An 11,020-nucleotide genomic window follows, 5' to 3' on the forward strand; every position below is an offset into this window, starting at 1 on the left:
CTGGGATAACCGCCTTGAGCGAACCCGCCTTCGTCATCGCCGCCCCGCAGTTTGACCCCGCTCGGGGCCTTGCGAGCTTCACCTATCATCTGGGCGCACACAGCTTCACCGAAACGCTCGCCTTGCCGACGGGTGCAGACAGCCACGCTCAGGCGCATGCGCCGGAATTCGCGCGCCTGCTCGACCTCGCCGCCGCCGTCCTCGGCGTCAGCTATTACAAGCTGCGCGCGCCGTTCACGATCGATCTTTCCGCGCTCACGCTTGCCGCAGAGGATCGTGCATTCCTGCTCGACGTTTATGAAAACGGGCTGGGAGAGTTCTTCGCCCGCAACGATCTGAAACGCTTCGGCCAGATCGCCCTCGTGGGGACGTTCGACGCCGCCCCGCTCGAACCCCTTAAGGGTCCCGAGCGCGCCTTGATCCTGATCGGCGGCGGCAAGGATTCGCTCGTCAGCCTCGATCTCGTCGAGCGCGCGGGGCTGGATTTCGCGCTCTTTGCCGTCAATCCCAAGGGCCCGATCCTCTCCTCGGCCGAACGGTCGGGCCGGGAGCTGATCGCGGCGACGCGGACGCTCGACCCCGAAATGATCCGGCTGGGCAAGGAGCCGGGCTATTTCAACGGCCACGTCCCCTCCACCGCGATCAATTCGGTGATCGCCGCCCTTGCGGCCCAGCTTCTGGGCTATGGCGCGATCGTGCTGTCCAACGAGCGCTCGGCCAGCGAGGGCAATCTCGATTTCGACGGACGCCAGGCCAACCACCAGCATTCCAAATCCCTCGATTTCGAAGGCGCAATGCAATCGGCCCTCTCCCGCGCCAGCGCGGGCAAGCTCGCCTATTTCTCGCTGTTGCGCCCCTATTCGGAAGCCCGGATCGCCGCGCTCTTTGCCCGGTCGACCCGCTTTGACGACGTCTTTTCGAGCTGCAACCGCAATTTCCGCCTTTCGGGCCATGACGGCGTCCTCTGGTGCGGCGCCTGCCCGAAATGCCATTTCGTGTTCCTGATCTTCGCGCCCGTCATGCCCCGCGACCGCCTTGTCGCCATTTTCGGCCAGAACGTGCTCGATAACCCCGCCAATATCGCGCCCTATCGTGAGCTGACCGGCCTTGCCGGCCACAAGCCGTGGGAGTGCGTGGGGGAAATTCTCGAAGCCGCCGCGTGCCTCCACCAGATCGCCGGGCACCCCGACTGGCGCGACACGGCCGTGGTGAGTGCTCTCCGCGACGAACTCGTCGCCTTTTACGGCACCGAACGGCTCGAGGCCGCCTATGCCGAGCTGTTGCAGGACAGCCCCGCCCACCTCATCCCCGATGAGATCGCAGCAAGGATCGCTCCCCATGCCCATTAAAGGCCCGGTCCTCCTGTACGGGGCGGGCAAGGAGGCCCGGTCCACGCGCGCCTTTCTGGCCGAGACCTATCCCGACCTCGAGGTCTTCGTCACCGTCGACAAGGGCGACTCGGACCTGCCCGACACGCAGTTCATCTCCCCCGAAGAACTCGATCCGGCCCGCTTCGGGACGATCGTCAAGAGCCCGGGCGTTTCTCTTTACAAGCCGATCTTTGCAGCGGCGCGAAAGGCGGGCGTGGCGGTCACCTCCAACCTCAACCTCTGGGCCGACCACTTCCGCGATGGCCGCCCGGTGATCGCGATCACCGGCACCAAGGGCAAGTCGACCACGGCCTCGCTCGCCGCCGCAATGCTGCACTTGTCGGGCGTCGATGTGCTTTTGGGCGGCAATGTGGGCAAGGCGCCGCTAGACCTTCGCGGCGGCAACCAGACCGTGGTGCTAGAGCTCTCGTCCTACCAGACCGCCGACATGAATTTCGCCCCCGATATCGCCGGGATCACGACGCTCTATCCCGAGCATGTCGATTGGCACGGCTCGGTCGAGCGCTATTATGCCGACAAGCTGCATCTGGTCGATCGCGACCTGCCCATGGCCGTCGCGCTGGGCGCCCAGGCGGCATCTAGCCCACGGGTCAAGGCGGCGATCCGGCCCGCCTTTGCAACCATGGTCTCCGCGCTCGATGCAGATTTCGACGCCGCGCTGGCGTCCGCCCAGCCGGCTTCCCGCCTGCGCGGCGCCCACAATCTCGATAACGCTCGCCTCGCCGCCCGGATAGCCATAGCAGCGGGAGGCACCCCCCAGGGCATTATCGCCGCGCTCGCCGCATTCCAGCCCCTGCCCCACCGGCTCGAGCAGTTCGAGGCCGGAGGCATGGCGTTCGTCGACGATTCGATTTCAACGACCCCCGAAGCCACACGGGTCGCGCTCGAGGCCTATCAGGGCCGCCAGATTGCGCTGATCGCGGGAGGATATGAGCGCAAGCAGGATTATTCCGGTCTCGCGGGCCTGCTGGGACCGGCCGGCGTCGCCGTCCTGTGCTGTCTTCCGGTGACGGGCGAGCGACTGGCCGAGGCGACGCGGCGCCAATCCCCGCACATCGGTGTCGAGACCTGCGACACCCTCGAACAGGCCATGGTCCGGCTCGCGGCCCTGCGCGATTCCTTCGACATCGTCATACTGTCTCCAGGAGCGCCGAGCTATAACCAGTTCGCCAATTTCGAGGCGCGGGGAGAGGCTTTCAAATCCCTCGCGCTGGCCCTGTTTTCCGGAGACCCGACCGCGTGACCTATGTGTTCCTGATGATCGCCATCGTGGCCGAAGTGATCGCCACCTCAGCGCTCAAGGCGACCGAGGGCTTCACCCGGCTCTGGCCGACCGCACTGGTCGCCATCGGGTACGGCACCGCATTCTATTTCCTGTCGCTGACCCTGCGCACCATGCCGGTGGGCGTCGCCTACGCCATCTGGTCGGGCCTTGGGATCGTGCTGGTCTCGATCGTGGGATACGCCGTCTACAGACAGGCGCTCGATGCCCCGGCCCTTCTCGGCATGGGGCTGATCGTTTCAGGCGTCATCGTCATCAACGTCTTCTCGCGCACCGCCCCGCACTGACCGACGTCAGGCGACCTTGTTGACGCCCGCAGTGAGCGCGGCCTGCTGGTCTTCGACCTGCTTTCTGCCTTCGGCGATGATCCGGTCCGAAGCCGTCTTGGCCACGTTGTCCACGCTCGATGTCAGCTGAAACGAGAAGGCCGAGGCAAAGGCGTTGACCAGGGTCGCCTGCTGCTGGGCGAACGCCTCCATGGCGGCACGGCGCTTTTCCAGGCGCACCTGATGCTCCTCCCAGGCCGAGGCCCGGGGCATCCAGTTCATTTTCTTGAACCCGATTTCGCTCATTGCACCTTCGCGCCAACGCTACGCTACACGATTATGTGGGGCGTCGCTTTACGAAGTGTTAACCGCCCTATTGCCATGGGCGCAGGAGCCGATCGAGCGTCAGGCCCGACGCGGTCAATCCGTTGGCCAGAATGCGCAGCATCTCGGGGTCCGATATCTGGCGGCGCAGCGCCGGCAGGATGCCGGGCCCGGCCAGCTGGGACGTGGCCAGCAGACGGGGCAGATAGGAGTTGATCAGGTCGGTGTCCCGCGTCAGTCCGCCAACGGCGACCAGGATCGCCGTCGCCAGTTCCGGTTCGGCCTCATAGAGCCGTTCACCATGCGCCCGGGCGAGCCCATACTCGCCGCCACGCAAGGCATGGAGCGCCGGCACCAGCGCATAGCGCGGCGGCGGATCGGGCTCGATCTGCTCAACGATCGCCATGCGATCGAGCGCGGAACGCCAATTGCCCATGCGCGCCTCGATCTCCGCAAGTTGCACGATCGCATCGAGCGAGGCCGGATTGAGCTGGAGCGCCGAAGCCATCTCTTCGCGGGCGTGCCTCAGTTGCCCTTCGGCCAGCGATGCGCGCGCCTTCTGGGCCCAGACGAACGCTTCGAGCGGTGCGGCCTCCACCGCGGCCGCGCCCAGCATGCTGGCCTGGGCCATCAGATCGCGCGCAAGCACGCTGTCCATGCCCGACCGCCAAGCGTCCGAGGCCATCATGGCCGATCGGATGGCTAGGAACGGGGCTTGGGCCGGACCCGGGGAATCGACGCCTTCGGAGTGCGACCGCGCACAGGCGCGTGCCGAGGCACGGTCGCGCGTCGAGGCACGATCGAGAAAGAGTTTGTACTGGACGATGCACGGATGGGCCTCCAGCGGCTCACGCGTATCGCGACGTTGGTCGAGCCACGCCCTGGCCTCGGCATGGAGCGCACCCCTCGGCGAGGCGATCTGCATGACGAGACGTTCGGACACCTCGCTGACCGAGAGCTCGGGCCGCCCGCTCTCGACCGGCGCGTCGATCGCGTACGATCCCACGATGGCATCGGTCCGGCTGTCGGTGAGAACCGCGCTGTACTGCACCGCACCGGCCCCGCGCCTCACCACGCCCGACAGTGCAAACACGGGCTGCCCTGCCTCTGCACCGGCTTGCGCGCCTTCAAGAGTCCCCCGATAGCGCGCATCCACGTCCGGGAAACCGGCAAGATCGGTGACGATCTCGAGCCCGAGCCCCGCTGCCAGCGCCACGCCGCGTTCATCGTCGGTCAAATTGTCGAAATCGGCAACTATGACCAGCGGTCTTTGGGGCTGCGCCGACGCCGGTGCCTGACCGCCCTGCTGATCTCCGTCCCAAAATCCCGTTCCCACCACCAGCGCCAGAACGACGACGGCAAGCCCCAGCACGCCCACGGCCACCATCAGGCGTGACGCCCATCGCTCCCCCCGCGCTGCAGGCACCAAAGAAACGAGCGCCTTTTCCTCCCCCACCGTTTCGTCAATCGGCTCGACCTCGTCCTCCTCGACGCCGCCACCGGCCGAGGCGTCGGGCTGGGGCAAGGTCTCGCCGGACCAGACGAACTCGGGCACATAGCTGCCCACCGGCAGGGCGATGCGCGGGGACGGCGCGTCCGGGGTTGCAGCGTAATAGGTCTCCAGCAAGCCCCGCAGCCGCCGCGCCTGGACCCGCACGATGGGATCGGCCTGCGGATCGAACGCAGCGGGACGATCGAAAACGTCCACCGCGATGGCGTAGGCCTTGATCGCGTCGGTTTCCCCACGCAACCGGGCTTCGACCACGTAGCGGAGAAAGGCGGACAAGTTCGGCGAACGGCGCAAAGCCGGCCACGCCAGGATCGCCTCCAGCGACTGACGAACGGCGGCTTGTTCCGCGCCATCCAATGCGTCCCCGTTGGACATGGCGTACTCCCCAGCGAGATACGCTAGCGGCATGCGTATTACATGTAAATCGGTGCGCTGAAGTTACCCCGGTTAACATGGGCTAACATGACAGCGGCGCGACATTGCTCCATATGGGCCCTGTGAGCGAGCCCGAGCCTATCCGGCGCGCCCCCTTATGAACGCGCAGCGCACCGCGAACGTGCGCACCCATCAGAGTTGCGAAAACACCGCTTCATGCTCGGCCCTGGGCCAGCCCTCTGATCAATTCGGGAATGGGACGATGACCGATTATCACACCGGAAGCCCGGTGTTCATGCTTGTTGACGACCAGGTGCACTCCGCCAGACTTCTCTCGCGCGCCCTGGCCGAGACCGATATGGCCCCGCGACTGGTGTGGCTGGGCGACGCACGGCGGGGCCACCGCCTGTTCACGCACCTCGCCAGAAGCGCGCCCGGGCGCCTGCCCGACATGCTGGTGGTCGACCTCAAGTCGCACTCCGATGCCTCTTCCGACTTCATCGAATCGATCAGGAACGAAACCGACCAGCACCACATTCCGGTTGCAGCAATCGCAGCCAGCCTGGACGCCCCCGTGCGTCAGAAGCTGCTGCGTTCAGGCGCGGCGGCGGTGTTCCAACGTCATCCCGACATCGCCTCCTACCGCGCAGAGATCGCCGACCTTGCGAACTTCTGGGTCCGCAAGTCGGAGGTCTGGCCCATTCGGGCGTAGCCACCGCGTCCCCGGCTACGTTCGATAGGGGGATTGGCAGGATCGGCGCTCGCGCCATCCGCCTTTCCCCCGCCCCATCCCGCTCTCATTGCGGCAAAGAAATCGCGGTCCATCCCTCCAGGATCGCGAGCGAAAGTGCGGCTTACGCGTCCCCCCTCGTGCCGCGCTTTCTGTTGGGGAGAGGCGCCTGAAACCGGCCCTTTTTCGGGCCCTGTGACAGGCTGCCTCTCCCCTGATTTTTCCCAACGGCGTCGATCCCTGGCACGGATTTGCTTGCCAGTGTCGCTTTCTTGACGCAATGTGCGCGGGTGCGGCGGTTAACGTTTCGGCAATATTTGCCGGCGCCGCGTACTGTTGCGGGGAGGCCGACAATGACCATGCCACGCATATTCAGTCTGACCGCATTGGTGGCCAGCCTGATCTTTGTCATCATGACCATGACCCAGGCAATCGGAGTTCAGCCCGCGTTTTCGGACCGGGCGGATGCATGCGCGACCCAATTGGCGGCATGTGCGACGCTGAGTGCCAGCTTCGGTATGGAGCCATAAGTTCGCGCTGTGGCGGCCCGCATGGCCGCCATGCGCCCTCGCCTGTTGGCCGATCCTCGGGGCCGTGCCAGCATGTCATGGCTTCCAGTGATGAGCGTTCTGGCGGTCCGTCAATGAGGAACCGGTGACGCAGCCGCGCATTGTCATGGCAGGGAGCGCCCCGTCAACAACGTGCAGCGAGGTCATGTTCGATACCCCCCAAATGATCACCGGCCAGCTTTCCGACAGGCTGGCCATACTGACCGATTTCGACGGCACGCTCGTTGAAATCGCACCAACTCCCGACGCCATCGTCATCCCCCCCGACCTTTTCGCCCGGCTCACCATGCTCGAGGCCTCTCTGGGCGGGGCCTTCGCTATTGTCAGCGGGCGGACCATCTCGGACATCGATACCCATATCGGCGCCAACGCCTTCGCGATCAGCGGGTCGCACGGGGCTCAATGGCGCCATGCGGGAGAGGAAGGCGAGCCCGACAGCGCCCACCGCGACAGCGCCGGGGCCATCGCACGGGCGCTCCAGTCCCGGCTTGCCGGGCACGGCCTCCTCATCGAGCCCAAACCCTTCGGCGTGGCCTTGCATTACCGGGGCGCTCCAGAGCGCGCCGAGGAGGCCCGAAGCGCCATCGAAGCAGCCACCTCCGAGCACCCCGACTTCCACGTCATCTCGGGAAAGAAAGTGTTCGAGGCCCGCCCACGCAGCGCCAACAAGGGCGCGGCGATCGACAATTTGATGCGCGTCGCTCCCTTTGCAGGCCGCAGGCCGGTTTTCGTGGGAGACGATGTCACCGATGAGGACGGGTTTGCCGCCGCCGAGCGCATGGGCGGGTTCGGCATCAAGGTGGGGACGGGCGAGACCGCGGCCCGCTACCGTCTGGACTCGGTCGGCGCGGTCCTTGACCTCTTCGATCTCCTTGTGGCGCGGTCCGCGCCCGATGCCCGGTCCTCGGGCCACACCACAACGGAAAGCATGGTCAGATGAGCAGGCTCGTTATCGTATCCAACAGAACCCCCGGGAAAGCTCCGGCAGCCGGCGGTCTTGCCGTCGTCCTCAAAAAGACCCTCTCGGAAAGGGACGGGTTCTGGTTCGGCTGGTCCGGTCAGTTCTCCGAGACACCGGAAAAGCAGGCGCGCTTCGAGACCATCGATGGGCTCAGCATCGGTCAGGTCGACCTCACCCGCGCCGACCACAACGCCTATTACGCCGGGTATGCCAATTCCATCCTCTGGCCGGCCTTCCACCTGCGGCTGGACCTCACAAACATCCAGTCCCACTGGTATGAGGGCTATCGCCGGGTCAACGCCCAGTTCGCCGATGCGCTGGTCGAGCATCTCGAGCCCGACGACGTGATCTGGGTCCACGACTATCACCTCATTCCGCTGGCCACCGAGCTGCGCCGCCGCAATGTGCGCAACCGGATCGGGTTCTACCTGCACATCCCCTTCCCCACGCCCGATGCCCTCAATGCCATTCCGCACCACGAGGATCTGCTGCGCGATCTGGTGGCCTATGATCTCGTGGGGTTTCAGGCCCAGCGCGACGTCGCCGCTTTCCATGAATTCATCGCCCATGAGCAGATTCACAAGCAGACCGGTGGCGAGCCGATGGTGCTCGACATCGACGATACCGTGCTCGAGGCCTTCCCGATCGGGTCCGATCCCGAAGCCTTCGCCAGGCTCGCGGTCAGCCCAAACGGTCGCAAGATCGCAAAGCGGGTCTCTGCCGCGCTCAATGCGCACGCGCTGATCCTGGGGGTGGATCGGCTCGATTATTCAAAGGGGCTGCCCCAGCGCATTTCGGCCTATGAGAAGCTGCTCGAGAACAACGCCCGATTGAGGCGCACCGTGCACATGCTCCAGATCGCACCGCCCTCCCGCGATTCGATCAAGGAATACCAGCAGATTTCCGATGAACTGGATTCCGCGGTCGGTCGTGTGATCGGACGGTTCGCCGAGCCCGACTGGCTGCCGCTGACCTATGTTAAACGCGCTTACGCCCAGGCCTCGCTGGCGGGCCTTTACCGGCTGGCCCGGGTGGGGCTGGTCACGCCCCTGCGCGACGGCATGAATCTGGTGGCCCACGAATACGTCGCCTCCCAGAATCCCGAGGACCCCGGCGTGCTCGTCCTGTCCCGCTTTGCCGGCGCGGCCGAGATCTTCCACGATGCGCTGCTGATCAATCCCTTCGACACCGACGAGACCGCCGAAGCCATGCGTCAGGCCCTCGCCATGCCCATCGAAGAGCGCAAGGAGCGCTGGCGCAAACTCATGGATTCGGCGCGCCTGCACAGCGTCGACAACTGGGCCAGCTCCTATCTGGATCGGCTCATGGGGCTTGGAGACACGCCCGATCGCGACGATACAGGCGATGCCGACGTCTCCGATGCCGATGCGCGGCCCCTGTCCACCCCACCGGCGGGCGACCCCGCCAATCGCGCCATCACCGTGACGCCCCGAAAGCATCGCGGTACGCTCTTTCCATGGCTCAAATCGGTGTTCTCATGATCAGGATGCAAAACCCTCTGACAGCCATCGGCTGCGCCATCGCCATGGTGCTGGCCGGCGCCCTTCCCGCCTCCGCGCAGGTCGACAGCCAGTATACGACCCTGGATTTCCAGGCCGACTGCATGACGATCGCAGCGTCCCAGGAAGGCGAGGGGGACTGGGCGGACCTCGTCTGCCCGGGCTTTGGCGGCTATCCTGTCGTCCTGCGCTATACCGATGGCCGGGAATCGGCGACCTACGGCTTTGCCACCGATTCAGGCATGGCCACGTTCGGTCCGTTCAACTACGCGCATGACACCATCGAGTGGCGAATCGAAACCCGGGGGGACGTCGTCCGGCCCTTCGCCGTCATTCACCGCTGGTATCTCTCCGATGTCGATGGCGACCCGCGCGCCAATCAGATCCTCGTGGTCTCCCGCGTCGGACAACCCGACGAGGGCGGGGCCTGTGCCATCGGCTATATCGATGGCGCCACCGGTCCCGATGCCAACATCCGCGCACGGGAACTGGCCGATGAGCGCGCTGCGGCCTTTGCCTGCGGCTCGGATTCGCCCTTTGTCGACGAGGCGATCAGCGAACTGGTCGGCCCCCGCTAGAGCGTATCTATGAAAATGCCTGTCCCAGCCCGCGATCTGGGACGGGAACGCTTTTCCGGTTCGGAAGCGCTACCAATCCAAGTCTTGGATATCGTGATCTGATTCATTCAGATCAGGATATGCTCCAGGCTTGGAGCAGATTACCACGGGCCAAACACCATCATCCGGTGCGCCGCAGTGCCGGCGTTGACCCCGTCCGCACAGGCCCAGGTCACGCTGTGGGCGCCACGCGTGATGTCTCCGGCAGCAAAGACACCCGGCACGGACGTCTGCCGGAACTGGTCGGTGACGAGGATCGGTCCCAGCGGACCGTCCTCAAGCGCACAGCCAAGCTGGTTGGCGATATCGCTGTTGAGACTGTAGCGTGGCCCGACATAGAGAGCATCGAGCCCGATCCGCCGCCCGTCGTCGAGCAGCACCGCATCCAGCGCCGTTCCCTCCCCTTCTAGTCCGACCACACGTCCGGGCTCAATCACCACGCCACGCGCCTCGAGATCGGAAAAGACTTCCCCCTCCGGCGCGGGCTGCCCATTAAGAAACAGGGTCGTCGGTCCCCATTCGGGAATCAGCTTGGCCTGATGGAAAGACATGGGCGAACTCGCGAGCACGCCCAGCCGTCCATCGGCAAATTCGAACCCGTGACAATAAGGGCAATGGATCACCGATTGGCCCCAGCGCGCCGCCAGACCGTCAATTTCGGGAAGGTGATCGCTGATCCCGAAGGCAAGGACCAGCGCCCGCGCGCTGATCGTCTCCCCCGTCCCCAGCGAAACCGAAAAGCCGCCCTTGATGGGCCCGGCACCCTGCGCATGTCCCGTAATCTCGGCAACCCCGGGATAGGCTCTGAGCTGGGTCCGCCCGCGCTCGAGAATGGCGTCGGGGGCCACACCGTCGCTGCCCAGAAACCCGTGCGCATGGGTGGCGAAGCGGTTGCGTGGCGCGCCCCCGTCGATGACGCAGACCCGCTTGCGGGCCCGGGCGAGATAGGTGGCAGCGGCCAGCCCGGCAAAGCTGCCCCCGATGATGACGACGTCATGATCCATTGTGCGTATCCTTTATGGAGAGGCTGCCACGCGCCAGCATCCGGGCGTGGAAATCCCGGCTGAGCGAAGCCAGCGTGACCTCGGAAAAGCGATCGAGAACCAGGGCTTCCGCCGCGCTCATCGTCTCGTCGAGCGCGGCATTGACCGCCTGCTCGACGAGGCATTGGGGCTGCTCGCTCCTGTTGCCCATGGCGATCAGGGTCGGGCTGCCCAGCGCGCGATAGACATCGGCGAGCGTGATCTCTTCGAGCGGCCGAGCCATCTCCCAGCCCCCGCCATGGCCCTTGGCCGAGCGCACATAGCCCTCTTCGCGCAACCCCGCCATCAGCCGTCGGATCACGGCCGGATTGGTGCTCATCGCCCGCGCCAGCGTCTCGGAGGTCGCCGGGCCCTCGTGCTCGGCCATGTGCAGGAGCACGTGGAGCACGCCTGAAAGTCTGCTGTCCATTTTCATGTAACTTGTTTAGTTAC

At 65.4% G+C, this 11,020-nt stretch carries 12 protein-coding genes; 8 read left to right on the forward strand and 4 right to left on the reverse strand.

What is annotated here, in order from left to right; genetic code table 11:
• Positions 1-14 precede the first annotated feature (14 nt).
• From EO136_RS15475 to EO136_RS15485, 3 genes are read left to right on the forward strand one after another with little or no spacing between them, the layout of a single operon-like run.
• Positions 15-1,349: a MurL-like N-terminal domain-containing gene (locus EO136_RS15475; protein WP_127145295.1), complete on the forward strand. Its 1,335-nt coding sequence runs from the start codon at positions 15-17 to the stop codon at positions 1,347-1,349.
• On the forward strand, positions 1,339-2,634 hold the full coding sequence (gene murD, locus EO136_RS15480; protein WP_164730635.1) for a UDP-N-acetylmuramoyl-L-alanine--D-glutamate ligase: 1,296 nt from the start codon (positions 1,339-1,341) through the stop codon (positions 2,632-2,634). Before EO136_RS15475 ends, murD begins: the two co-directional genes overlap by 11 nt.
• Positions 2,631-2,960, forward strand: coding sequence for a DMT family transporter (locus EO136_RS15485; RefSeq protein WP_281280385.1), 330 nt, complete (start codon positions 2,631-2,633; stop codon positions 2,958-2,960). Before murD ends, EO136_RS15485 begins: the two co-directional genes overlap by 4 nt.
• 6 nt (positions 2,961-2,966) lie before the next feature.
• Here the strand turns inward: EO136_RS15485 and EO136_RS15490 are convergent, their stop codons facing one another.
• Together EO136_RS15490 and EO136_RS15495 are read right to left on the reverse strand one after the other, a co-directional pair.
• Positions 2,967-3,245: a hypothetical protein gene (locus EO136_RS15490; RefSeq protein ID WP_127145297.1), complete on the reverse strand. Its 279-nt coding sequence runs from the start codon at positions 3,243-3,245 to the stop codon at positions 2,967-2,969.
• A gap of 67 nt (positions 3,246-3,312) precedes the next feature.
• The gene (locus tag EO136_RS15495) at positions 3,313-5,148 is read right to left on the reverse strand and encodes a tetratricopeptide repeat protein (protein ID WP_127145298.1); all 1,836 of its coding nucleotides are present in this window, start codon (positions 5,146-5,148) and stop codon (positions 3,313-3,315) included.
• Between the two features lie 262 nt (positions 5,149-5,410).
• Here EO136_RS15495 and EO136_RS15500 point away from each other — a divergent pair, with 262 nt between their 5' ends.
• The 5 genes from EO136_RS15500 (at position 5,411) to EO136_RS15515 (ending at position 9,506) form a co-directional block, all read left to right on the forward strand.
• Positions 5,411-5,860, forward strand: coding sequence for a PleD family two-component system response regulator (locus EO136_RS15500; protein ID WP_127145299.1), 450 nt, complete (start codon positions 5,411-5,413; stop codon positions 5,858-5,860).
• A 371-nt stretch (positions 5,861-6,231) separates the two neighbouring features.
• Positions 6,232-6,408: a hypothetical protein gene (locus EO136_RS18635; RefSeq protein WP_164730636.1), complete on the forward strand. Its 177-nt coding sequence runs from the start codon at positions 6,232-6,234 to the stop codon at positions 6,406-6,408.
• A gap of 184 nt (positions 6,409-6,592) precedes the next feature.
• Entirely contained in the window at positions 6,593-7,387 is a 795-nt protein-coding gene (otsB, locus tag EO136_RS15505; protein ID WP_164730637.1) for a trehalose-phosphatase, read from the forward strand.
• Positions 7,384-8,910 carry an alpha,alpha-trehalose-phosphate synthase (UDP-forming) gene (locus EO136_RS15510; RefSeq protein ID WP_127145301.1) on the forward strand — a complete coding sequence of 509 codons (1,527 nt, stop codon included), beginning with the start codon at positions 7,384-7,386 and terminating at the stop codon, positions 8,908-8,910. Before otsB ends, EO136_RS15510 begins: the two co-directional genes overlap by 4 nt.
• Complete coding sequence (locus EO136_RS15515) at positions 8,907-9,506, forward strand: hypothetical protein (protein ID WP_127145302.1); 600 nt, start codon at positions 8,907-8,909, stop codon at positions 9,504-9,506. Before EO136_RS15510 ends, EO136_RS15515 begins: the two co-directional genes overlap by 4 nt.
• Positions 9,507-9,646: 140 nt before the next feature.
• Here EO136_RS15515 and EO136_RS15520 read toward each other — a convergent pair whose 3' ends face one another.
• Positions 9,647-10,549: an NAD(P)/FAD-dependent oxidoreductase gene (locus EO136_RS15520; RefSeq protein ID WP_127145303.1), complete on the reverse strand. Its 903-nt coding sequence runs from the start codon at positions 10,547-10,549 to the stop codon at positions 9,647-9,649.
• On the reverse strand, positions 10,539-11,003 hold the full coding sequence (locus EO136_RS15525) for an Rrf2 family transcriptional regulator (RefSeq protein WP_127145304.1): 465 nt from the start codon (positions 11,001-11,003) through the stop codon (positions 10,539-10,541). Before EO136_RS15525 ends, EO136_RS15520 begins: the two co-directional genes overlap by 11 nt.
• Positions 11,004-11,020 lie beyond the last annotated feature (17 nt).

This window comes from Pelagibacterium montanilacus (genome assembly GCF_003992665.1).
In the GTDB taxonomy this organism is placed as follows: domain Bacteria; phylum Pseudomonadota; class Alphaproteobacteria; order Rhizobiales; family Devosiaceae; genus Pelagibacterium; species Pelagibacterium montanilacus.

Excerpts from the sequence above, each read along its gene's own strand:
- murD (WP_164730635.1), top strand. The coding sequence starts at position 1,339 with ATGCCCATTAAAGGCCCGGTCCTCCTGTACGGGGCGGGCAAGGAGGCC.
- EO136_RS15490 (WP_127145297.1), bottom strand. The coding sequence starts at position 3,245 with ATGAGCGAAATCGGGTTCAAGAAAATGAACTGGATGCCCCGGGCCTCG.
- EO136_RS15495 (WP_127145298.1), bottom strand. The coding sequence starts at position 5,148 with ATGTCCAACGGGGACGCATTGGATGGCGCGGAACAAGCCGCCGTTCGT.
- EO136_RS15500 (WP_127145299.1), top strand. The coding sequence starts at position 5,411 with ATGACCGATTATCACACCGGAAGCCCGGTGTTCATGCTTGTTGACGAC.
- EO136_RS18635 (WP_164730636.1), top strand. The coding sequence starts at position 6,232 with ATGACCATGCCACGCATATTCAGTCTGACCGCATTGGTGGCCAGCCTG.
- otsB (WP_164730637.1), top strand. The coding sequence starts at position 6,593 with ATGTTCGATACCCCCCAAATGATCACCGGCCAGCTTTCCGACAGGCTG.
- EO136_RS15510 (WP_127145301.1), top strand. The coding sequence starts at position 7,384 with ATGAGCAGGCTCGTTATCGTATCCAACAGAACCCCCGGGAAAGCTCCG.
- EO136_RS15515 (WP_127145302.1), top strand. The coding sequence starts at position 8,907 with ATGATCAGGATGCAAAACCCTCTGACAGCCATCGGCTGCGCCATCGCC.
- EO136_RS15520 (WP_127145303.1), bottom strand. The coding sequence starts at position 10,549 with ATGGATCATGACGTCGTCATCATCGGGGGCAGCTTTGCCGGGCTGGCC.
- EO136_RS15525 (WP_127145304.1), bottom strand. The coding sequence starts at position 11,003 with ATGAAAATGGACAGCAGACTTTCAGGCGTGCTCCACGTGCTCCTGCAC.